18 protein-coding genes and 3 pseudogenes are annotated in these 23,696 nt (G+C 49.7%); 17 read left to right on the top strand and 4 right to left on the bottom strand.

The genetic code is table 11. From position 1 onward, the window contains the following. The first annotated feature begins 58 nt into the window (after positions 1 to 58). Complete coding sequence (locus Q1A40_RS07010) at positions 59 to 1,168, top strand: SDR family oxidoreductase (RefSeq protein ID WP_299998754.1); 1,110 nt, start codon at positions 59 to 61, stop codon at positions 1,166 to 1,168. Between the two features lie 281 nt (positions 1,169 to 1,449). On the opposite strand, the pseudogene Q1A40_RS07005 reads toward Q1A40_RS07010, so the two are convergent. The 3 genes and pseudogenes from Q1A40_RS07005 to xylA all read right to left on the bottom strand — a co-directional run. Next, a pseudogene (locus Q1A40_RS07005) lies at positions 1,450 to 1,731 on the bottom strand (MFS transporter); the annotation flags it as partial. A 155-nt stretch (positions 1,732 to 1,886) separates the two neighbouring features. Continuing rightward, positions 1,887 to 3,341 (bottom strand): xylulokinase, encoded by a 1,455-nt coding sequence (gene xylB / locus Q1A40_RS07000; protein WP_299998752.1) that lies wholly within the window; start codon positions 3,339 to 3,341, stop codon positions 1,887 to 1,889. A gap of 64 nt (positions 3,342 to 3,405) precedes the next feature. Next, the gene (gene xylA, locus Q1A40_RS06995) at positions 3,406 to 4,728 is read right to left on the bottom strand and encodes a xylose isomerase (RefSeq protein WP_299998750.1); all 1,323 of its coding nucleotides are present in this window, start codon (positions 4,726 to 4,728) and stop codon (positions 3,406 to 3,408) included. A gap of 360 nt (positions 4,729 to 5,088) precedes the next feature. Here xylA and xylF point away from each other — a divergent pair, with 360 nt between their 5' ends. The 4 genes from xylF to xylR all read left to right on the top strand — a co-directional run bounded on the left by xylF (position 5,089) and on the right by xylR (position 10,162). After that, the gene (xylF, locus tag Q1A40_RS06990) at positions 5,089 to 6,084 is read left to right on the top strand and encodes a D-xylose ABC transporter substrate-binding protein (RefSeq protein WP_299998748.1); all 996 of its coding nucleotides are present in this window, start codon (positions 5,089 to 5,091) and stop codon (positions 6,082 to 6,084) included. 108 nt (positions 6,085 to 6,192) lie between these two features. Continuing rightward, positions 6,193 to 7,734, top strand: coding sequence for a xylose ABC transporter ATP-binding protein (locus Q1A40_RS06985; RefSeq protein WP_299998746.1), 1,542 nt, complete (start codon positions 6,193 to 6,195; stop codon positions 7,732 to 7,734). Then, on the top strand, positions 7,712 to 8,881 hold the full coding sequence (gene xylH / locus Q1A40_RS06980; RefSeq protein WP_299998744.1) for a xylose ABC transporter permease XylH: 1,170 nt from the start codon (positions 7,712 to 7,714) through the stop codon (positions 8,879 to 8,881). Before Q1A40_RS06985 ends, xylH begins: the two co-directional genes overlap by 23 nt. Positions 8,882 to 8,983: 102 nt before the next feature. Continuing rightward, positions 8,984 to 10,162, top strand: a complete 1,179-nt coding sequence (xylR, locus tag Q1A40_RS06975; RefSeq protein ID WP_299998742.1) for a D-xylose utilization transcriptional activator XylR — start codon at positions 8,984 to 8,986, stop codon at positions 10,160 to 10,162. A 72-nt stretch (positions 10,163 to 10,234) separates the two neighbouring features. Here xylR and Q1A40_RS06970 read toward each other — a convergent pair. Next, a pseudogene (locus Q1A40_RS06970) lies at positions 10,235 to 10,413 on the bottom strand (IS256 family transposase); the annotation flags it as partial. Positions 10,414 to 10,992: 579 nt separating this feature from the next. On the opposite strand from Q1A40_RS06970, the pseudogene Q1A40_RS06965 reads away from it, so the two are divergent. The 12 genes and pseudogenes from Q1A40_RS06965 to Q1A40_RS06910 all read left to right on the top strand — a co-directional run. Next, positions 10,993 to 11,261: pseudogene (locus Q1A40_RS06965) on the top strand (type VI secretion system contractile sheath small subunit); the annotation flags it as partial. A gap of 122 nt (positions 11,262 to 11,383) precedes the next feature. Next, positions 11,384 to 12,721, top strand: coding sequence for a type VI secretion system baseplate subunit TssK (gene tssK, locus Q1A40_RS06960; RefSeq protein WP_299998741.1), 1,338 nt, complete (start codon positions 11,384 to 11,386; stop codon positions 12,719 to 12,721). Next, positions 12,718 to 13,371, top strand: coding sequence for a type VI secretion system protein TssL, short form (gene tssL / locus Q1A40_RS06955; protein WP_299998740.1), 654 nt, complete (start codon positions 12,718 to 12,720; stop codon positions 13,369 to 13,371). Before tssK ends, tssL begins: the two co-directional genes overlap by 4 nt. 3 nt (positions 13,372 to 13,374) lie before the next feature. Further along, complete coding sequence (locus Q1A40_RS06950; RefSeq protein ID WP_299998739.1) at positions 13,375 to 15,099, top strand: OmpA family protein; 1,725 nt, start codon at positions 13,375 to 13,377, stop codon at positions 15,097 to 15,099. 4 nt (positions 15,100 to 15,103) lie between these two features. Further along, positions 15,104 to 15,595, top strand: a complete 492-nt coding sequence (gene hcp / locus Q1A40_RS06945; protein ID WP_299998738.1) for a type VI secretion system effector Hcp — start codon at positions 15,104 to 15,106, stop codon at positions 15,593 to 15,595. Between the two features lie 384 nt (positions 15,596 to 15,979). Next, on the top strand, positions 15,980 to 16,540 hold the full coding sequence (locus Q1A40_RS06940) for a type IV secretion protein Rhs (protein ID WP_299998737.1): 561 nt from the start codon (positions 15,980 to 15,982) through the stop codon (positions 16,538 to 16,540). Beyond that, a complete protein-coding gene (locus tag Q1A40_RS06935; RefSeq protein ID WP_299998736.1) occupies positions 16,534 to 16,998 on the top strand; it encodes a putative T6SS immunity periplasmic lipoprotein in 465 nt (154 codons plus the stop codon). Before Q1A40_RS06940 ends, Q1A40_RS06935 begins: the two co-directional genes overlap by 7 nt. 304 nt (positions 16,999 to 17,302) lie before the next feature. Beyond that, a complete protein-coding gene (locus Q1A40_RS06930) occupies positions 17,303 to 19,837 on the top strand; it encodes a type VI secretion system Vgr family protein (protein WP_299998734.1) in 2,535 nt (844 codons plus the stop codon). After that, on the top strand, positions 19,834 to 21,516 hold the full coding sequence (locus Q1A40_RS06925) for a DUF2235 domain-containing protein (RefSeq protein WP_299998732.1): 1,683 nt from the start codon (positions 19,834 to 19,836) through the stop codon (positions 21,514 to 21,516). The genes Q1A40_RS06930 and Q1A40_RS06925 overlap by 4 nt, the downstream gene beginning before the upstream one ends. 18 nt (positions 21,517 to 21,534) lie before the next feature. Then, complete coding sequence (locus Q1A40_RS06920; RefSeq protein WP_299998731.1) at positions 21,535 to 22,224, top strand: DUF2931 family protein; 690 nt, start codon at positions 21,535 to 21,537, stop codon at positions 22,222 to 22,224. A gap of 43 nt (positions 22,225 to 22,267) precedes the next feature. Beyond that, positions 22,268 to 22,948 carry a DUF2931 family protein gene (locus tag Q1A40_RS06915; RefSeq protein ID WP_299998729.1) on the top strand — a complete coding sequence of 227 codons (681 nt, stop codon included), beginning with the start codon at positions 22,268 to 22,270 and terminating at the stop codon, positions 22,946 to 22,948. Positions 22,949 to 22,991: 43 nt separating this feature from the next. Further along, complete coding sequence (locus tag Q1A40_RS06910) at positions 22,992 to 23,672, top strand: DUF2931 family protein (protein WP_299998727.1); 681 nt, start codon at positions 22,992 to 22,994, stop codon at positions 23,670 to 23,672. Positions 23,673 to 23,696: the final 24 nt, after the last annotated feature.

Raw genomic sequence — 23,696 nt, 5'->3', positions numbered from 1 at the left:
TGTCAAAAAACACATTGTTCTGCATGTGATTAAATTTTTTAAGAAAGAGAGTGTTGAAATGAATAAGATACTGGTTACTGGTGCCACAGGATTTCTCGGCGGAGCAATAACGGCAGAGTTGATAAAAAAAGGGGGGGCAGAAAGATTATTACTATTAGCCAGAGGCGATACATCAGATACTGCATTGAGTCGTGTGAAGAAAAATTTAATTAAGTTTGGCGTAAATGACATAACCCTTAGTGAACTGACATCATTGAATATCATTGAGGGTGATTTATCTAAAGTTGAATCTTTTATCAGGGATAAAAGATTAGATGATGTAGAGAAGGTTATCAATTGTGCAGCAATTGCTTCATTTGGTAATAATCCGATGATTTGGAGAGTCAATGTTGAAGGAACATTTCAATTCGCCAGCCGCATGAGTCGCGTTAAATCATTGCAGCGGTTTATCCATGTCGGTACTGCTATGTCATGTACTCCTGCGCCGAATACCACCGTCGTTGAAGATATCAGTTATACTCTCAGAGAAAATCATCTTGTTGAATATACATGGAGTAAAGCAACGATAGAAACAATGATGCAAGAGTGTTTGCCTGAGCTGCCGTTGATTATTGCTCGTCCATCAATTGTTGTGGGACATACTCAATATGGGTGTATTCCGTCGGCCAGTATATTTTGGGTTTTCCGTATGGCTCTTAAATTAGGAAAATTCATGTGTAATCTGAGCGACAGAGTTGATGTCATACCGGTTGATTATTGTGCTCAGACTATTATTAAAATATTATATACAGAGGAGCTTGAGTTTCCTGTCTACCATATATCATCAGGACAAGAAAGCAGCGTTAGTTTTGCAGAAATTGATCGGGCAATGGCAAAAGCAGCAGGAACTACTTCAATTAGTGGTACTTATCAGAAAGTAAATTATAAACAGCTATCACTTGAAAAAACTAATTTCAAAAAATTATTCGGAGATTGTAATGAGAGAATAGTACTCAAAGCAATGAGCCTTTATGGTCAGTTTTCTAAAATGAATGTTGTTTTTAATAATGAAAGAATAATTAAATTAGGAATGCCACTATCACCAAAATTTACAGATTATATCGATGTATGTCATCGTTCAGTTGAAGATAAAAGCTTAGCTGAGCTAATGGCTGTTGATTTTAAATGATTTTTAAAAGTGCAGCAAAAATATACAGATATACTGCTATTTTCTGAAAACTTGCCTGAAATCACCGTATCTTAGTCGGGCTACATTCTGTAATTTGTATCACCAGACTCTTTGGAGGAGATGCTCTTAAAAAGTCTGGTGAATCCGTCTATACCCAAAATAATTCGAGTTGCTTGTAGGCGCGAAGTGGGGCGCGTCGATGAGTATAGATAAACTCTATGATTCGGCGCGGCTCACGCACGCAACACCCAAGCAACTTGAAGTATGACGGGTATAGATATTACCGTCATGATTATGCCGCAGTATAATAAAGCATTTTTAGGATCGATTTTATTCACGAGCTAAGGGGCGAAGAATATAACAACTGCATCAAGGGCAATCTGAACGGTGGTTAAATAGTCGAAGACTTCTGCGCCTATGGCTTTGTTTTCAAAGAAGGTGCTGTAATAGATAGCAAACTGCTGATCGTACGTTTCATAAACCGCATCGACACCGACCATGTATATCGCGAAGAACCAAAACCTCTTCATTTTTAGCAGCGGTATCGCATCACTTAAGGTTACTGATAAGTTTTGTGTAAGCAGCTGAGTATCTTGCTGACGGGTTTCAATCCTCATTATGAAACAACCGCATATTGCTTTGACTTAAATGGCTGACAGAAAACGCAGGCCTTCCCGAGGATGGCAGGGAAGGCCGCGCAGGCAGTCAATGATATCGATTAGCACATTAACGGTTTTAGCTGCTGATAAATCTGTTTAAAGACTTTGCGTCGCTCAGTATAAAGATGATGGCGCGCGCTATCAGGCTGATGTTGTTGCTCCAGAGGCAATGGCGGGAGCAGCGAGGTCAGTGGTTTTTCTGGCGACAAGGCTATTTGTGCCAGACGGGCGGCGCCGAGCGCGGGACCGACGTCACCACCGGTGCGATAATCCAGTATCTGGCCGCTAATATCTGCCAGCATTTGTCGCCAGTATGGACTGCGTGCGCCACCGCCAATCAGCGTGACACTTTTTGGTGTAATGCCGCAGGAGTGCACCGCATCCATCCCGTCTGCTAACGCATAACCCACACCTTCAAGTACGGCTCGGGCGAGTTCAGCCGGACCATGCTGGTGGGTCAGACCAAAGAATACGCCTTTAGCCTGAGGGTTATTATGGGGCGTGCGCTCGCCGGACAGATAGGGCAGGAACCACACCACATCTGCCTCTTCATTCGCTTGTTCAGCGGCAGCAATCAGCGCTGGCACCGTCTCTAAACCGGTCAGTTTTGCTGCCCAGTCAAGGCAAGATGCCGCGCTAAGCATCACCGACATCAGATGCCAGCGATTTGGCAGCGCATGGCAGAAACTATGCACCGCACTTTCTGGTTTACTGAGAAATCCTTCGCTCGCCGCAAAGTAGACGCCGGAGGTACCGAGCGACAGCATAGCTTGATTCGCTTCGACAATCCCGACGCCAACAGCACCTGCAGCGTTATCTCCCCCTCCCGCCACCACAGGAACGGCTGGCATATTCCAGGCTTCGGCGACTTCCGCTTTCAGTGTGCCGGTAATCTCACTCCCTTCAAACAGGGCTGGCATCTGTTCACGGCGTAAATGACAGGCATTGAGTAGCACATCACTCCAGTCACGTTTGGCGACATCCAGCCACATGGTACCTGCGGCATCGGACATATCGCTGGCGAACTCGCCCGTGATGCGTAAGCGCAGGTAATCTTTTGGCAGCAGAACTTTATCTATTTTGGCGAACACTTCGGGTTCATGACGCTGAACCCACAGTAGTTTTGGCGCGGTGAAACCGGGCATCATCAGATTGCCAGTAATCTGACGCGAGTCGTTAACGGCGGCTTCCAGTAAGGCACATTCCGCTCCGCTACGGCCATCATTCCATAAAATCGCCGGACGTAGCACTTGTTGCTGGCTGTCCAGCAAGGTGGCGCCATGCATCTGTCCTGCAATGCCAAGTGCTTTTACCTGGCTGAGAGAGTGCTGTTCACTCAGAGCTTTCATTGCCTTGTCTGTTGCCTGCCACCAGTGTTCAGGATCTTGTTCTGACCATAATGGATGTGGGCGAGAAACGCTCAGTGATTCGGTTTTTGAAGCCAGGACTTCACCCTGTTCCCCGAGTAAAATCACTTTTACTCCTGAGGTACCAAGATCGATGCCGATATACATAGGACTTGTTCCTTATGAACACACCACCCGTAGGTGGTGCGCAAGAGAAAAGGGAGAGGCGTATTTATCTGTCAAAGAGGTAATGATTGACCAAATTTTCCAGTAATTCCTGCTGACCACTTTGGTGGCGTGGGTCAAAGTTGTGCTGATCTGCGTACTGGGCGACTTGCGCCAGTGACAGCTGTCCTTGCAGAATTTGCTGGCCAAACTCGCCATTCCAGCCGGAATAACGTTTGGCGACACGCTTATCCAATTCACCGTCTTCAATCATACGTGCAGCGATTTTCAGCGACAGTGCCATCACATCCATCGCACCAATATGGCCGTAGAACAGGTCATATTTATCGGTACTCTGACGACGAACTTTGGCATCGAAGTTCATTCCGCCGGTGGTAAATCCACCTGCTTTGAGAATTTCGTACATAACCAGTGCGTTCTCTTCAACACTGTTAGGGAACTGGTCGGTATCCCAGCCTAACTGCAAATCACCGCGGTTGGCGTCAACTGAGCCAAAGATACCCATGGCGATGGCGCTGGCGATTTCATGGTGGAAGGAGTGACCTGCCAGAGTGGCATGGTTAGCTTCAATATTTACTTTGATCTCTTTTTCCAGACCAAACTGCTTCAGGAAGCCATAGACGGTTGCCACATCATAGTCGTACTGGTGCTTCGTTGGTTCTTGTGGTTTGGGCTCGATCAGCAGCGTGCCACGGAAGCCGGTTTTGTGTTTATGCTCAACCACCATATGCATAAAGCGGCCGATTTGTTCGCGTTCCTGACGTAAGTCGGTATTGAGTAAGGTCTCATAGCCTTCACGACCGCCCCAGAGAACGTAGTTTTCGCCGCCCAGTTTATGGGTTGCATCCATCGCCGCAACTACCTGAGAGGCAGCCCAGGAGAAGACTTCTGGATCCGGATTAGTCGCCGCACCTGCCGCATAGCGTGGGTTAGTAAAGCAGTTTGCTGTTCCCCACAGTAGCTTCACGCCGGTCTCTTGCTGTTTCTGCGCCAGTAAATCAGTCATGACGGCAAAGTTATTTTTATACTCTTTCAGCGAGCTGCCTTCAGGGGAGACATCGACATCGTGGAAGCAGTAATACGGGACATTTAATTTGTGGAAGAACTCAAAAGCAACATCGGCTTTATATTTTGCCAGAGTCATGGCATCACCGGGCTTCTGCCATGGCCTGTCAAAGGCACCAACACCAAACATATCGGTACCCGCCCAGCAGAAAGTATGCCAGTAGCAGGCTGCGAATCGTAGATGATCTTCCATACGTTTGCCCAGGACTAATTCATCTGGATTATAGTGGTGGAATGCCAAGGGATTAGTACTTTTAGGGCCTTCAAAGCGTACGCGATCAAGTTTATCGAAATAGGCTTGCATAATTGACTCCGTATTCAGAAAAAGGTCTGCCAGGGAAGTTTGTATTAATCCTGAGATTTACGGTGGGGATGTACAATTACGTTATTTCACATTCAGCTTCAGAGAATACGCAAACGTGCGCCAGTTCTCAAAATACAGTCAAAATAAATTTTTGGCTGTTGAAAACTAAATGAGAGCGCTGTCAGAGGGATGTCGGTAAATTTAAAATCAGATCGCCATCATAATTTCGACATTAAACCAAATATCATAATGAGAAGATAAAAATCAGTAATTGCTTCTTTAATCCTCAACGACAACAATTCCTTTCGTCTGCAGATGTATACACCTTTTTATTCCGATAACCCTACAGGTAAAAATAAGATGAATATAAAGAAGCTGTTACTGACGTCGTTATGTGCTTCCCTGGTGCTTACAAGCTTCAGTGGTATAGCTAAAGAAGTTAAAATAGGCATGGCTATCGATGATTTAAGACTTGAAAGATGGCAAAAAGATCGTGATATCTTTGTCGCAAAAGCAGAAGAAAAAGGTGCGAAAGTATTTGTGCAGTCAGCGAATGGCAGTGAGGAAACGCAGATCGCACAAATCGAAAATATGATTAACCGTGGCGTGGATGTACTGGTTATTATTCCTTACAACGGTCAGGTATTAAGTAATGTTATTGCTGAGGCAAAACGTGAAGGCATAAAGGTATTGGCTTACGACCGCATGATTAATAATGCTGATATTGATTATTATGTCTCATTCGATAATGAAAAGGTCGGTGAGCTTCAGGCTCAAAGTATTGTCGACAGAGTCCCTTCCGGTAATTATTTCTTAATGGGTGGTTCGCCTGTTGATAATAATGCGAAATTATTCCGCGAAGGACAAATGAAGGTATTAAAACCCTATATTGATAGCGGAAAAATCAAAGTGGTCGGCGATCAGTGGGTTGATGCCTGGCTGCCCGAGAATGCCCTGAAAATTATGGAAAATGCGCTGACAGCAAACAATAACAAAATTGATGCTGTTGTTGCTTCCAATGATGCGACCGCAGGGGGCGCTATTCAGGCATTAAGTGCCCAAGGACTGGCAGGTAAAGTGGCTATTTCAGGTCAGGATGCCGACCTGGCCGGAATTAAACGTATTCTGGCAGGTACCCAAACCATGACGGTATATAAACCAATCACCACACTTGCCAATACCGCTGCCGAAATCGCTGTCGAGCTGGGTAATGATAAAAAACCGGCTGTCGATAGTACCCTGAATAACGGTCTCAAAGATGTTCCTTCCCGCTTACTGACCCCTATTGAAGTGGATAAAACCAACGTCGACAGCACTGTCGTGGCCGATGGTTTCCACAAAAAGAGCGATCTCTAGTCTGAATAATTCATGTGGTTACAAGCCATTTGAAGTATGACGAATATTGAACCCCTCCCGCCCGTGATATCGCCGGGCGGGAAAATTCAGGTCAGGCGGGGAAAAGGTATGCCTTACTTGCTAGAAATGAAAAGTATCACCAAGGCTTTTGGGGTTGTGAAGGCGGTGGATAACGTCAGTCTGTCGCTTAACGCCGGGGAAGTGATGTCCCTGTGCGGTGAAAATGGTTCGGGAAAATCGACCCTGATGAAGGTGCTGTGTGGCATTTATCCTCATGGCAGTTATGACGGTGAAATCTGGTTTGCGGGTGAGCAATTACAAGCGAGCCATATTCGCGATACTGAACGTAAAGGTATTGCCATTATTCACCAGGAGCTGGCATTAGTTAAACATTTGACCATCCTGGAAAATATTTTTCTCGGTTCTGAGATGACTCGTTATGGCCTGCTGGACTACGAGAGCATGACGCTACGGGCAGAAAAGTTACTGGCCCAGGTCAGCCTGAACCTTTCTCCTGATACCCGAGTGGGGGATTTAGGGCTGGGTCAGCAGCAGTTGGTCGAAATAGCCAAAGCGCTGAATAAGCAGGTGCGTTTATTAATTCTTGATGAGCCTACCGCTTCGCTTACCGAGCAAGAGACCGCGATACTGCTGGGGATTATTCGCGATCTGCAGGCTCATGGTATCGCCTGTATTTATATTTCTCATAAGCTGAATGAAGTGAAAGCCATTTCTGACACCATCTGCGTGATCCGCGACGGTAAACCTATTGGTATGCGTGATGCGGTGACGATGGACGAGGATGACATTATTACCATGATGGTCGGGCGTGAACTGACCGCGCTCTATCCAAACGAACCGCACCAGATCAGCGAAGAGATCCTGCGGGTTGAACACCTTACTGCCTGGCATCCGGTTAACCGGCATATGAAGCGGGTGAATGATATTTCGTTTTCATTACATAAAGGCGAAATTCTCGGGATCGCTGGTTTGGTGGGGGCCGGGCGTACCGAAGCGGTCCAGTGTTTATTTGGTGTCTGGCCGGGTAAGTCTCAGGGCGATATTTTTATTGATAATCAGCCGGTTAAAATTAACAGCTGCCAGCAGGCTATTGGTTTAGGGATTGCAATGGTGCCGGAAGACCGGAAGCGTGATGGCATCGTACCGGTGATGGCGGTGGGGCAAAATATTACGCTGGCCTCGCTTGATCAATTTACCGGGCTGGCAACCAGCCTGGACGATGCAGCGGAACAGAATTGTATTTTACAGTCTATCCAGCGTCTTAAAGTCAAAACCTCATCCCCTGAACTGGCGATTGGCCGCTTGAGCGGCGGTAATCAGCAAAAAGCTATTTTGGCCCGTTGTCTGTTGCTTAACCCACGAATCCTTATCCTGGATGAACCCACACGCGGCATCGATATCGGGGCGAAATATGAGATCTATAAGCTTATCAATCAACTGGTCCAGCAAGGCATTGCTGTGATTGTTATCTCCTCGGAATTACCGGAAGTGCTGGGCTTAAGTGACAGAGTCCTGGTGATGCATGAAGGGCGTATCAAGGCCAACCTGGTTAATAACAACCTGACCCAAGAGCAGGTTATGGAAGCGGCACTAAGGAGTGACTCCCATGTCGAAAAGCACCCCCTCTGAAATAAAGCTGGCCAGCCCGCTGGGTAGCCTGAAAAAACTGAACCTACAGATGTTTGTCATGATCGCAGCGATTGTGGTGATCATGCTGTTTTTTACCTGGATGACTGACGGTTCCTATCTCAGTGCCCGGAATATCTCTAACTTATTACGCCAGACCGCGATTACCGGAATCCTGGCGGTAGGTATGGTGTTTGTCATTATCTCGGCTGAAATTGATCTTTCGGTTGGTTCGATGATGGGACTGCTGGGGGGCGTTGCGGCGATTTTCGATGTCTGGTTTGGCTGGCCATTACCGCTAACCATTATCGTCACTCTGGCACTTGGCCTGGTACTGGGTGCCTGGAATGGCTGGTGGGTGGCTTATCGCAAAGTGCCGTCATTTATTGTCACCCTGGCAGGTATGCTGGCCTTCCGTGGGATTCTTATTGGCATCACCAGCGGTACTACGGTTTCACCGACCAGTGAAGCGATGTCGCAGATAGGTCAGAGTTATTTATCCAATGGTCTTGGTTTTGGTATTGGTGCGTTAGGTTTGATGGTTTTTGTCGCCTGGCAATGGCGATTGCGTGCGCGTCGTGAAGCTTTAGGTCTGGTAACCAAGGCATCAAGTAGCACTATCGGACGTCAGGCACTGACCGCTGTTATTGTACTGGGTGCTATCTGGTTACTGAATGATTACCGTGGGGTGCCAACGCCGGTGCTGATTCTGGTGTTATTAATGCTTGTGGGCATGTTTATGGCAACCCGTACCGCATTTGGGCGGCGTATCTATGCTATTGGCGGCAATATTGAGGCAGCCAGACTTTCCGGGATTAATGTTGCGCGTACCAAAATGGCTGTATTTGCTATCAATGGTCTGATGGTCGCCGTCGCCGGTTTGATCTTGAGCTCACGTCTTGGAGCCGGTTCACCCTCTGCCGGAAACATTGCTGAGCTGGATGCGATAGCGGCCTGTGTTATCGGCGGCACCAGTCTGGCGGGGGGGATCGGTACGGTTGCCGGAGCCGTGATGGGGGCGTTTATCATGGCCTCTCTGGATAATGGCATGAGTATGATGGATGTCCCGACGTTCTGGCAGTATATCGTTAAGGGCTCTATTTTATTGTTAGCTGTTTGGATGGACTCAGCCACGAAACGTCGGGCTTAATCTTGTTTTATCGAGTATCAGCCGGGGGAATACTCCCCCAGTTTTTCTGCTTGTTTTAGGTATATAGTATTAAAATACCGGGCAATTTTTAGGATTGTTAACATGTTTGAGAAACGCCATCGCATTACCTTATTATTCAATGCCAATAAGGCCTACGATCGTCAGGTGGTCGAAGGTGTTGGTGAGTATTTGCAGGCGTCGCAGTCGAAATGGGATATTTTTATTGAAGAGGACTTTCGCGCCCGTATCGACAATATCAAAGAGTGGCTAGGCGACGGCGTGATTGCCGATTTTGATGATGCCGAAATTGAAGGATTGCTAGAGAAGGCAGAGGTGCCGATTGTGGGCGTAGGCGGCTCTTATCACCAGACGGAGCACTATCCTCCCGTGCATTATATTGCAACAGATAACTATGCGCTGGTGGAAAGTGCTTTTTTACATCTCAAGGAAAAAGGGATACAAGACTTTGCTTTCTATGGCCTGCCCGGTTCCAGTAATAAACGCTGGGCGGTTGAACGTGAACATGCATTTCGGCAACTCATGGCGAAGGAAAAGTATCGTGAGGTGGTGTATCAGGGTATGGAGACCGCGCCGGAAAACTGGCAGCATGCCCAGAATCGCCTGGCTGACTGGGTACAAACCTTACCTGCGCAAACCGGTATTATTGCGGTAACAGATTCCAGAGCACGCCATTTATTGCAGGTTTGTGAGCATCTTCAGATCCCGGTGCCAGAAAAAATCTGTGTGATTGGCATTGATAATGAAGAACTTACCCGCTATTTATCTCGGGTCGCACTCTCGTCAGTAGCCCAGGGAACCCGTCAGATGGGCTATCAGGCAGCCAAGTTGTTACACCGTCTGCTGAATAATGAAACCCTCCCTTTACAGCGAGTACTCGTCCCGCCTATTCGGGTGGTTGAGAGACGTTCCACAGATTTCCGTGCCCTGCGCGATCCGGCGGTCATTCAGGCGATGCACTATATCTGTAACCATGCCTGTAAAGGGATCAAGGTAGAGCAGGTGTTGGATGCTGTCGGAATATCGCGTTCCAATCTTGAAAAACGTTTTAAAGAAGAAGTGGGCGAGACTATCCACGCGGTCATTCATGCTGAAAAATTAGAAAAAGCACGTACCCTGCTCGTCTCAACCTCATTATCGATCAATGAGATTTCTCAGATGTGTGGTTATCCTTCATTACAATATTTCTATTCAGTGTTTAAAAAAGCCTATGATGCGACACCAAAAGAGTACCGTGAACGGCACAGCGAGATCCTGATTTAAACGTTAATCCCCTCTCCGACATTATCCGGCGAACAGGAATAATGCGCAGGGGAATGGCAGCATCATCCTGACGGTATTTGAGCCTGATTTTGGGGCATTTTTTTCATGACCGAAATGATGAGTCAGTTCAGCATTGAGCGCCGTTCGACAGTTAACTTCTTCAGCATACGGGAAAACGCATTGGGGTCGGCTTCGGTTTTAAGGCCTTTAGCTAATTCAGCAGCCAGTGCTTTGAGTTTTTTTTCGTCCATCGTTTGTCTGTCTCCGTTGTTGGAGTGAACATATCAAAAACAGGCAGATACACAATTTAAATTACAGTCTCCAGGCCCATGTACTTCCTGCTTTCGTGCTGAAACCCGACAGGATCGCCATATAGCCCTGACGGTTAATAAAACGTTCTCTGTCGTGACATAAAACCGCTTATGTTCCTGATGTTCTCCTTATGGCTATTGCTGTGTTTCCCCATATGAAGCAAGGCTATGACTTTCTACCCCTTTTATCTATTTCTGAGCAAAACCATATCTTTAAAAAGGCATGGGGGTTTTAATTTTCTTGATGTTGATGCAAATCAATTCAAGATGATTTTATTAACAATTGTCCGTTCATTTTTACTGCTGCGACATAAATGTTTGTGTTGTGTGCTTGTGGTAGTCAGTTTTACTGATATACCAGTGCTGCTCCCCGTTAATATTTAGTGGAAAATTCTTAATAATATTCCTAATTTAGATTGAAGGGCTGTATATTTGATCTTAAGTCGATCATTATTCTATTATCTTATGTAAATCACTTTAGTCTGAAAGTGCATGCAGCGATAAATCGGGGGTGATGAGATGGCTGATAGTTTCCAGAATGAAGTGCCAAAGGCACGTATTAATCTAAAGCTTGGCCTGCATACTGGGGGAGTCAGCAAGAAACCGATCTCCCCCTGAAATTGCTCGTGGCGGGCGACTTCAGTAATGATCAGGAGTCTGCACCACTGTCTGAGCGCAAAAAAGTTAGCTTGAACAAAAATAATTTTGACTCCGTTGTTTCCGAATATTCCCCAAAAATTAATCTGACGGTTAAAAAGACGCTGGCTGATGACAGCAGCGAAGACAACACGGGCTTCTTCCGCGTGATGCTGTACGCCGTGCCGCCTTCCAGGTGGAAAGGATGGACGTCAACCTGCCACTGGTTTCCCAGATGCCGAAAGCCAAATCGTAAGGCGAGAGGAGATCAGAGATGAAAATTTACCGCCCGCTTTGGGAGGATGGGGCCGCTCTGGCCCCGCAACAATTCCAGCAGCAGGTTCGCTGGAATGAACACGTTGACAGCATGGTTGCCCGGATGGGTTTTTCTCATCCCTGGGGCGTGGTTGCGGCAGAATTTGATGATGCTGCACTGGCGCTGGCGCGCCTGAACGCCACCCGTCTGGTGGTGCGCTTTCAGGACGGTACCCTCGTTGATACCGATCTGGCTGACACGCTTCCTCCGGTCTGTGATTTGTCTGTTGCCACCGGCAGTGAAGCTGTTGACGTGGTTGTCGCACTTCCGCTGCTGAGCGCCAGTGGCGGCAACCTCGATAATGGTCAGGACAGTGAGCGGCCTAAGCGCTGGAAAGCGGAGCGTGTCGTCGTGCAGGAACTGGCCGGCCATGAAAGCGGGGAGCTCGCTATTCTGCGTAATGCACTGACTCTGCGTCTGTCCAGTCAGGAAAACACGGCATACCTGACCTGTCCGGTCGCCCGTCTGATGCGTAATGCGCAGGGGCAGTGGAGCCGAGACCCGGCCTTTATCCCGCCAATGCTGTCTGTTGCTGCCAGTCCATGGCTTGCCACCGAACTGGGTGACCTGCTGGTCCGTCTGCAGGCCCGTCGCCGTCGCCTGATGGCCATGCGTCGTGAAAGTAACGAGCGTATGGCCGACTTTGCGGTTGCGGATGTCTCCCTGTTCTGGCTGCTCAATGCCCTGAACAGCGCTGCTCCGGTGCTGACGGAACTGCTTCAGACGCCTGAGCGTCACCCGGAACTGCTGTACCGCGAACTGACTCGTCTTACCGGTAGCCTGCTGACTTTCTCACTTGACCACGACGCTGGCGATATTCCTGCTTACCAGCACGATGCACCAGAACGTGTATTCCCGCCGCTGCTGGCACTGCTCGATAAGCTGCTGGAAGCGAGTCTGCCGTCACGGGTGGTGAGTATCCACCTGGAGCACCAGGACCAGATCTGGAAAGGTGCCTTGCACGATGCGCGTCTGCGCGAAGGAGCAGACTTCTACCTTTCCGTACGCTCTTCCATGCCGAACCATGAGCTTCAGACGAAATTCCCGCAGCTGTGTAAAGCGGGCAGCTTTGAAGATGTGTCCGATGTGGTAAATGTGGCCCTGAGTGGGATGGTTATCAAGCCGCTGACCCATGTGCCGGCCGCTATCCCGTTACGCCTTGAGAACCAGTATTTCTCGCTGGATCTGAGTACTGAGGCGGCTCGCGCAATGCTAGAGCTGGGCAATTGCACCTTCTACACCCCGCGATCACTGGGGGATGTGAATCTGGAACTCTTTGCGGTGCTGCGCTCATGAATAAATCCGAACTCAGTCAGATAGAACGTATTTTCTACCCGGGCTGGCTGATGGTCAGCCAGCTGCGCGGCGGTCAGGAAGTCCGGGACGGGGAAGGGCTCTATCGCCGGGCCTGCCGTTTGGTGCAGGAGGCAAAATCGGCGCTCACGGAGGCAGGTTACAGCGACATCGGCCGTGACCATATGGTGTATGCCCTGTGTGCATTGCTAGATGAGAGCGTGATGAACCGGGGAACCACCGATGATGGTTACCTGACCTGGCGCCGTGACCCTCTGCAGGCACACTTCTTTGGCACCCTCAATGCCGGTGAGGAGCTGTGGGAACGGATCTGCAATCTGCTGAAAGAAACCGCTCCTGACGCCGCTGTCCTGACCTGCATGTACCGGACCCTGCAGCTGGGGTTCGTGGGGCAATATCGTGCCCAGGATGATGAGCGTCGGGAAGATATCGTGCGCTCTCTCGCGGAGCGTGTGCCGGCCTTTACGCTTGCACAGGACGCTCCAATTGTAGCCCGGACATCACGCCTGCACAGCGGTCGCCGCTGGTACTGGCTGACCTGGGTTGTAGCCGCTGTCGCCTTGGTGGTTCTCTGGTTCTTCCTTTCGTCTTCGCTTACCGACCTGGTAAGCCAGACTGTCAGGCTGGGATAAGCGATGCGGGATGCGTACCAAAGTCTGTTAACTGTCCTGGGTGCAGTACTGGCGCTGTGGCTCATTCTGGGATTCTGGCCACTGTCTACGGGCAGCTGTGTGGCTCTCAGCCTGCTGGTTGTTCTGGCGTCTGGGGTGGTGCTCTGGCGTCAGCTTCGGGTTTCTCAGGTGCGGGCAACCGCTGTGCAGGAAATTGTGGATGAAAACCTGCCGCCGGAAGATTTCCAAGGGGCGGTGATCCTCGTCTGTGGCGACAACACCCTGCTGTTTGTGTCCGGTTCCCGTCACCGGGAAACCCGCCAGGGCTGGTATCTGTGGGTGAAGGATGCGGAACAGCTGCCACTCCTGGCACAGCACCTGAGCCTGGTGCGTCCGGCTCTGGTGGCGCAAATCTCCGTCATGCTGGCGGTGGTACCTGAACAACACATCTCCGGTGATGACTTTACCCAGTCCCTGCGGGGCTGGCAGCGTGCTGTCGTCCAGTGCCGTACGGCATTCGGCACGATCCCCCCGCTGTGGACCGTCACCTGGGTATCGCCACCAGTGGCCTGCGCAGAAGCAGAGCCCGTCTGGTTTACCGCTGTCAGTCAGCGGAGCGGTATTCAGGTATATCAGCCCGGTCAGGGCAGTATGTCACTGGCGGAGTGGACCCGGGAGAGCGGATCAGCTGGCCGTCTTTCCCGTCTGAGTCAGGGCCTGTGGCTGGATGGTCTGCTTGCCTGGCAGAACAGCGCGGTCAATGACCTGCTGTCGGTGCGACAGGGAGGACTGCCGGTGATGAAGCTTTGCGTGCAGGGCATGTGCATGGTGCCGGTGAGCGGTATCGCGGGCAATCTCTGGCAACAGTACATTACTTCCGTGACAGCGCTGCCACCGGATGCCGTTGTGACGATAGAGCCACTACCGCTGCCTGAACTGTTGCTGCCGGCGTTACCGCGCCGACGTGGTGTCAGCCGCAGAATGGTGTTCTGGCGCTATGCCGGATTACTGGGCGGGATTTTCCTGGCCCTTGCTATGCTGGCGTCCTGGATGAACAACCAGCGCCTCATCCGTAATGTTGGCGATCACCTTGCATTGTATCACCAGCTGACGGGGAAGCCTGTTGCCCCGAAACTGCGGGCGCAGCAGCGCCTCAGAGCCGATGGTGCATTGCTGGACGACTGGGCGCGTCGCGGAGAGCCACTGCGTTATCGCCTGGGGCTGTATCAGGGGCTGCGCTTGGTGCCGCCTGTTGAGGCCGCTATCAGCGACTGGGCCCCACCGCCACCGCCACCACCGGTCATTAAGAAAATCATTCAGGGTCCGAAAACCATTCGTCTTGACAGCATGTCGCTATTCGATTCGGGCAAATCGGCCCTGAAAGCCGAGCCCACCAAAATGCTGGTGAACTCGCTGGTTGGCGTTAAGGCGAAGCCGGGCTGGCTGATTGTAGTCGCTGGCCACACCGATAATACCGGCAATGCGCAACTGAACCAGACGCTCTCTCAAAAACGTGCTGAAGCGGTGCGCGACTGGATGCGTGACACCGGTGACGTGCCGGAAAGCTGTTTTGCGGTGCAGGGTTATGGCTCAAGTCGCCCGATCGCAACCAACGACACCCCAGAGGGTCGCGCGCTCAACCGCCGTGTCGAAATCAGTCTGGTACCCCAGGCCAATGCCTGCCAGATACCGGGTAACACCCAGACGTCATCGCAGGATGATGACGCATCACAACACAATGGAGAATAATTTCATGGCAATTCCTGTTTATCTTTGGCTGAAAGACGACGGCGGCGCGGACATCAAGGGTTCTGTTGACGTGCAGGACCGTGAAGGCAGCATCGAAGTGGTGGCGCAGGAGCATAACCTGTACATCCCGACCGATAACAACACCGGCAAACTGACCGGTACCCGTATCCACACCCCGTTCCTGTTCACCAAGGAAATCGACTCCTCCAGCCCGTACCTGTATAAGGCGGTGACCACCGGCCAGGCCCTGAAATCCGCTGAATTCAAGTGGTACAAAATCAACGATGCGGGCCAGGAAGTTGAGTACTTCAATACCAAACTGGAAAACGTGAAAGTGGTGAAAGTGAATCCAGTGATGCACGACATCAAAAACCCGGCTTTCGAGAAACATAACCACCTCGAGCAGATCGAGCTGCGTTACGAAAAAATCACCTGGACCTACAAAGACGGCAACATCATTCATTCCGATAGCTGGAACGAGCGCGCCACCGCGTAAGCCCAATGCGGACGGGGTTTCCTGTCCGCTTTTTCGTTTTTTTTCTGAGCGTCTGCCTGCGCGGGCGTTGAGCAAAGAAACCCACAAACTGCCAGCCTGACCGTATGTGCTTTGGTCCCCATCACGGGAAACAGCGATGGGCGGTAGCGTGTCCAGGAGCCGATAAAGAGAGAGAGAGTCATGGAAAATCCAGCCATCCAGCTGTGACGTCTGAACCCTTGTATGACGCGCTGACCGCTGCCGGACACCGGTGCTGAGTCGGAAACTGCTGACCCACATGGCTGCGAAGCAAAAACCACACTCCCTGACGCTCGGCTGGAATGATGAAGAAGGGATTGGGTTTGAATTTTCAGACGCACTTGAACGCTAAACCGGAGGCAGGGAATGACCATTCATGATACCAGCAAGAAGAACGACAAAAAGCAGGATGATGATACCGTCAGAAAACTGACCACCGGAGAAATCGCCCTGGCCAGAACGGTATTCGGCAACCGTATCGATTACGATAAGGTGAAAATTCATCATGACAGTTATCTGCCATTTGGATTGCAGAACGAGAATGTGGCAATGACGCCTGATGGTGAACTGTATTTTCGTACCACGTTATACAGAGAGGATTTTTCTCAGACGCTGGATGACCTTCAGCATCTTTTCATTCATGAGATGAGTCATGTCTGGCAACGTGCCAGGGGAATGAACGTCATCGGTAGAGGTCTGGTGAGTTGGTGGGTCAGCTACCGCTACACCCTTGATGGTCGTCTGTTAAGCGATTATCCAATGGAGCAGCAGGCGCAGATAATTGCCGATAATTTCACCTTGCAGGCGCATGGTTATAAAGCATGGATTACATTACAAAGATCAAATGATATCACTCTGGATGGTGATATTTCAGAAAGTGCTATCCGGCAACATTATAAAGAGGCGTTAAGAGGGTTTCCATGGTGATTAAAAGATATAGCTCTCTTTCTTTTAGGGGATTAATTTTGTCCTTCATTTTTCTGCTGACGGGGTGCCCTGGTCAGGGGGATCGGCTTCAGCTTGATGAAACGACGCAGGTTAATTTAATTGGGGCTAATGTTTGCTTCCATATTGCGAATGCGCAGGATTATCAACCCGCAATCATTTCGATTAATCCAAGAGGTACGCCGTCGAAGAATCAAGCATTTGTTGATAATCCGCCACTTTTAATAAAATCAAGCCAACTATGTATACCCCCATCATTTTATAAATTCGAAAACAATAAGAAATACATCGTTGACTTTGTCCTGGTGTCTGTCGGAAAAGCCGATGAACCAAGGAAATTTGTTGTTGGTGTCGGATTGAGTCAAGGCCAGGTATATAATTTTCCACTGACAGATCTAGAAATATTAAGGCCTTATGGCTCAATTGAAGTTTCTGAATAGTGCCTCGGCATAAAGTCATGAAGGTTTTTATTTTTTTAATTTTAGTGATGGTGGGGGACTGTTTCTTCCGGAAGCGTATTTTTACACATTTGTTAAGCGCTTTATCCCCATTATCGGAGACGGCGAATACGGCATGAGCAATTTAGAAATGACCGTGTTGCTGGTTAAAACCCTTGCCTGCGTCCCTGGGGCTGGAGCTGCAATCACTCTTTTTCGTACTCGCTGAGTATCCCTGATTAAACCTGTTACTTGCTCGTCGGCAAGAAAGTCACGGACTGCAGGTTACCCCATGGAGTCAATAATCATGAGTCTGACAGATACGCTTAAGAACACCCTGTCTGCGCTAACTGAAGGTGGACTGAACCGCTACCGCCTGGATATTCCGTCCTGCACAGCTTCTCTGGATGTGGAAGAGTTTAACGGTAAGGAGTTCATGAGTGAGCTTTACCACTACGACATCATCTTTACCAGCAGCGATCAAAATATCATTTCAGCGCAACTGCTGACTAAGCCTGCCACGCTGACCATGGGGACCGGGCCTCTGATGGGGCTGACCGGGCAGAAAGTGGTGCATGGCGTGGTGACGCATTTTAAGCGTATCAGTGGCTCACGTGACCAGGCGACGTACCAGATTATTATTGAGCCTTTTCTGTCTCTGCTGCGTAAACAATTCCGTACTCACCGCTTTTTCGTCAACAAATCGGTACCGGAAGTTGTCACTGAAGTATTGCAGGAGCATGGCCTGAAGGGCTGGGAGTATGAATTCACCCTCAAAGCCGACTATCCAAAGCGTGAACAGATAAACCAGTACAAGGAAAATGATCTTGCCTTCATTGAACGTCTGCTGGCTGAGGTGGGGATTTTTTACTTCTTCACCCTGCAGCCTGACACCCAGACCGAAGTGGTGCATTTCGCAGACAAGCAGAGCGCATGGACGTTTGGTAAATCGCTGCCACTCAGCAGCCCGTCAGGGATGAGTGATAATGCTGCTGACTCGGTATGGGGGGTTAACGTCCGTCAGAACGTGGTTGAGCGTAATGTTACCGCCAGTGATTACAATCACCGTGAAGCTCAGAATGTCCTGACCTCTGTACCGGCGGACATGACCCGTGGCGACGGTGACGGTGTTACCTACGGTGAGGTCTATCACTACCTGCCGCGTTATCTTGAACGTGGCGATAAAATCACACCTTCAGCGGAAACCGGCAACTTCTGGGCACGCCTGGAGCATGAACGTTTCCTGTCCGGGCAGACGGCTATCGGCGGCTGTAGTAATGATGCCCTGCTTTCTCCGGCCCAGGTGCTGACCATCAGTGAACGTGTGGTGTCGCCTACCCTGCCATCAGAAACGGACAATGGTATTATCATTACCCGCACGAGCTATATCGCCAGTCGTAAAGATGCCCTGATAGTGATGTGGGAAGGGATGCCGTACTACGAGAACCGCTGCTGGCGCCCAGCCGCGAAAAAACGCCCGGTGGTCAGCGGCACCCTGACGGCGCGTGTGACCAGTGCGAAAGATAACGACATCTACGCCTGGCAGGATGCATCCGGCATGTATCGGGTGAAATTTGATGCTGACCGCGACGATAAACGTCAGGGCATGGAAAGTATGCCCGTTCGCTTTGCCAAACCTTACGGCGGTGACAAATATGGCTTCCACTTCCCGCTGATACAGGGTACCGAAGTGGCCATCGCGTTCCATGAAGGCGATCCTGACCGTCCGTATATCGCCCATGCCCTTCACGACTCCCGTCACGTCGATCACGTTACTGAAGCTAACAGCACGCGCAATGTTATCCGCACAGCTGGCCTGAACAAGCTGCGGATGGAAGACAAGCGTGGTGAAGAGCATGTCAAACTCAGTACGGAGTATGGAGGTAAAACCCAACTCAATCTGGGTCACAATGTTGATGCAAAAAGAGTGCTCCGCGGTGAAGGGGCAGAGCTGCGCACGGATGACTGGGTAAGTATCCGTGGTGGGAAGGGAGTGTTTATCAGTGCAGATGAACAGCCCCAGGCACAAGAACAGATGCTGGAGATGGATGAAGCTATCCGGCAACTGGAGCAGGCATTAACTTTGGCACGCAGCATGGCGAAGGCGGCAACTTCTGCAAAGGCGACCGAAGGGGATGTTCGCAGTCAGCAACAATTAAATGCTTCGTTAAGCAATCTCACTGCACCGGGAATGCTATTGCATGCGCCACAGGGTATCGGCATGGTCAGTGCCAGGGCGCTGCGGATAGCTTCGGGAAGTGAAAGTGTGGGGATCATGTCGGGAGACAACACCGATATCAGTGCTGGCCAGTCGTTCACCGTTGCGGCGGGGGAAGCCGTCAGTCTGTTGGCGAAAGGTCAGGGCATGCAGTTGCTGGCAGCACAAGGCCAGGTAAATATTCAGGCGCAGAGTGACGCTTTATCGGTTAGCGCTCAACAGGATCTTGATATTCAAAGTTCGGAAGGGAAAGTGACGGTCTCTGCCCACCAGGAACTGGTCCTTGCCTGTGGCGGGGCTTATATCAAACTGAGCGGCGGAAATATCGAGCTGGGCTGCCCAGGAAATATTCTTTTTAAGTGCACTAACGCGCAGAAGATGGGGGCTGCCAGTCTTAATATCGCGCCAGTTGAGATGCCGCGAGGGTTTGGTGGCGGTTTTATTCTTACCGATGATAAAGGTATTCCGCAACCGTCAACGCCTTATCGAATAACAACAGCTGAGGGCGATGTTTTACAGGGAATTACTGATGAAAAAGGCAAAACATCGCCTGTCAATACTCTAATCCCGTCATCGGTAAAAGCTGAATTCGGTAAGGTAAAAACCAACGGAGAGGCGGAATGACAAAATATCAGGGTTATGACGTAACAGACGGGACCCATAAAACCAGTATTCATAATGAGTGGAAAACGGTTGTCGCAAAGAAAAAGCCAGTGCGCGGCGTGATCTTAACCATCGGCATGTTTTTCGACGGTACGGGGAATAACCGGGAAAATACCGCATCTCGATTGATGCAATTCAATGAATGCAATGCCCCTAAGCAGGGTGTGAATCAAAAAGATGCGCAAAGCTGCGAGGACTTTCTTAACGCCATCAACAAAGACAGAATTTCGAATGGCAGCTATCGCGGATATTATTCAAATATTCACTGGCTAAACACACTCTACCTGCCAGATCAGGCTCTTACAGAAGACCAGGTGTCAGCTCAAATTAAAACGTACATTTCCGGGATAGGTACAGCGGCAGGTGAATCAGACTCGGCTATGGGTATGGGACTGGGCACCAGTATTCTGGATGTGTTTGAAGGTGTGGTGACGAAAACTGACGAGGCAATGGAAGGGATCACTCGCGCTATATTAGAGTTTATGGAATTTAATTTAAATCCTGATTTTTGTATTGCAAAAATTCAGTTTGATGTCTTTGGTTTTAGCCGTGGGGCAGCGGCGGCACGGCACTTTGCCAATCGGGTTATGGAACAGGATCCTGCTATAGCCAGTGCGATTGCGAAAGGGCTCAGGGGGGATTATTACGACGGCGAACCTTCCGGCGAAGTCCGCTTCTTAGGCATTTTCGATACCGTGGCAGCTATTGGCGGGATTACCAATTTCTTCGACATTAACGGCCGCAGCAATCCGAGGGTGAAACTGGAACTGCGTCCTTCGGTGGCGAAGAAGGTTTTTCAGATTACCGCTATGAATGAGTACCGTTATAACTTCAGCCTGAACAGCATTAATGGCATGTGGCCCGAGCTTGCTTTACCGGGATCGCATTCAGATATCGGTGGCGGTTATAACCCGGTGGGGTCGCCTCTGCAGGAAAATGAAAGTCTGTTTCTGAGCTGCCCCGAATTTGAAATTGTCAGCGACGATACCAGAGAAACCGATACCCGGGTATACCGTAATGCGGAGAAAGCCAGGGAAATGTTGGTGTCTCTGCCTGCATTGAAATACTTGTTGCCCCATGGAAAAATAACTACCAAAACCCGCTCTGTAGGCGTGATGAATAGCAATCAACGTCGGGCCGGGATGATACACAAACAGGTCGGTGCCGCGGTGTTTTTTGAGCGAATGGCCATTCCCAATGAATGGGCCAACGTCTGCCTGCGCGTGATGCTGGATGCGGCTCAGGAGGCAGGAGTATTGTTTGAGCCAATTCAAGAAAACGATGAAAAATATTCATTGCCGGTAGAGTTGAAAGTTCTTTGTGATAAAGCCATCGCCCAAGGAAAAGCCATGCGTCTTGGGCAAGCTCCGCAGCCGTTTACCGAAGAAGAGCGGCTGCTTATAGGGAAATATACCCATTGCTCCGCCAACTGGAACATCGAATCCGATCGTAATTTATGGGTGGACCCGAAAACGGGAGAGATATTCATCCATCGATTTGGTCCCAAAGAAGCTAAGGCGTTTGTCTTCCCCAATAAGCCTAATGACCACTGGATACGTTCGGTATGGTATATGGATGATCAGCAGCGCCTGCATGATAGCGCCGTGAAAAACGGTGACCTCACCACCTCTGAGTATTAAACGCTAAGGAATAGCAATATGAGTTTAACTAAAGGCATTTTCACTGTTTGTCTGTTGGTGTCAGTGACAGGGTGTTCCACAGGAAAAACGCAGTCTGTTGCGCACGGTGATACCACAACCCACACGGAATTGGGCTATAAAAAACTGCCCTATGACCAATGGAAATTTCTCTTTATTTACCCCAAAGCGTTGCCAGCACTCGCCACCCAGGCGCTGATGGTGGATGGGGCCGGTTATAAGACCACCTACCAGTATGTTGATAACACCGAGCCGAGCAAGGTCAGCGTAGGGCGCTGGAATGATCGCCTGGGGGGGGTACAAGCCTATTACAATAAAGGTAAAGCATTACCCCTGATGCTGCGGTTCTGCTGGGATTCGGTCATCGATAAAAAGAGTTATGAAACCCAGGTTTTGTTTAAAAAAGGTACCTGGGAGCAGATGACCACACCCTATACAGACAGCCGCTGGGATGAAACCTACTATCGTTCAACCATGATTATTGGTCTGGCTCCTGAGGGTAAGGTTAGCGTCTGGCTGGGAGACCGCGGCAATCCGGTGGTTCCCCAGTCGGATGCCAAAATCACCACGGTATCGGGTGAGCAAATGGAGATGTGCAAGGGCGTGACTAATTTCCCTAATGGTTATGGATATACCAAGGAGACAAAAGCTTTTATCGAAGGTAAAACCTACCCCTACGGTAACTGGTGACAGCCAGCATCAGCGTCTAATTATTAACGCACAGGATGGCAATATGACTCAGGTTAACTTCATCTTTACTGCACTGCTGTTTATGTCAGTGACCGGGTGTACTGCAGGAAAATCTCCGGCAACGACTCCGGGTGAGACTGAATGGGGCTACAAAAAACTGCCCTACGACGAATGGAAATTTCTCTTTATTTACCCCAAAGCGCTGCCAGCACTCGCCACCCAGGCGCTGATGGTGGATGGGGCCGGTTATAAAACCACCTACCAGTATGTTGATACCACAAGGCCAAGTAAGGTCAGTGTGGGACGCTGGAATGACCATCTGGGCGTTACACAGTCTTACTACAATAAGGGCAAGGCGCTTCCTCTGATGCTGCGGTTCTGCTGGGACTCGGTGATAGACAAAAAGAGTTATGAAACCCTGGTGATATTTAAAAAAGGCACCTGGGAACAGATGACCACGTTGTATACCGACAGTTATCGCCCAGACGAGACGTATTACCGTGACACGATGGTAATTGGTCTGGCCCCCGGAGGTAAGGTGAGTGTCTGGCTGGATAATTTAGGTGATCCAGTGGTTCCCCAGTCGGATGCCAAAATCACCACGGTATCGGGTGAGCAAATGGAGATGTGCAAGGGCGTGACTAATTTCCCTAATGGTTATGGATATACCAAGGAGACAAAAGCTTTTATCGAAGGTAAAACCTACCCCTACGGTAACTGGTGACAGCCAGCATCAGCGTCTAATTATTAACGCACAGGATGACAATATGACTCAGGTTAACTTCATCTTTACTGCACTGCTGTTTATGTCAGTGACCGGGTGTACTGCAGAAAAATCTCCGTCTGCTGCTCCGGGTGAGACCGAATGGGGCTATAAAAAACTGCCCTATGACGAATGGAAATTTCTCTTTATTTACCCCAAAGCGTTGCCAGCACTCGCCACCCAGGCGCTGATGGTGGATGGGGCCGGTTATAAGACCACTTACCAGTATGTTGATACCACAAGGCCAAGTAAGGTCAGTGTGGGACGCTGGAATGACCATCTGGGCGTTACACAGTCTTACTACAATAAGGGCAAGGCGCTTCCTCTGATGCTGCGGTTCTGCTGGGACTCGGTGATAGACAAAAAGAGTTATGAAACCCTGGTGATATTTAAAAAAGGCACCTGGGAACAGATGACCACGTTGTATACCGACAGTTATCGCCCAGACGAGACGTATTACCGTGACACGATGGTAATTGGTCTGGCCCCCGGAGGTAAGGTGAGTGTCTGGTTGGATAATTTAGGTGATCCAGTGGTTCCCCAGTCGGATGCCAAAATTACCACCGTGTCGAGTGAGCAAATGGAAATGTGCAAAGGTGTGACTAAAAGTGACTTTTCATATGGATATGATCAAGACATTAAGGAGTTTATAGAAGGTAAAACCTACCCCTACGGTAACTGGTGACAGCCAGCATCAGCGTCTAATTAT

Source organism: uncultured Cedecea sp. (genome assembly GCF_947498825.1).
GTDB lineage: Bacteria > Pseudomonadota > Gammaproteobacteria > Enterobacterales > Enterobacteriaceae > JGM124.
The sequence above is the reverse complement of the archived record's forward strand: the minus strand, read 5'-3'. Positions and strand labels throughout refer to the sequence as shown.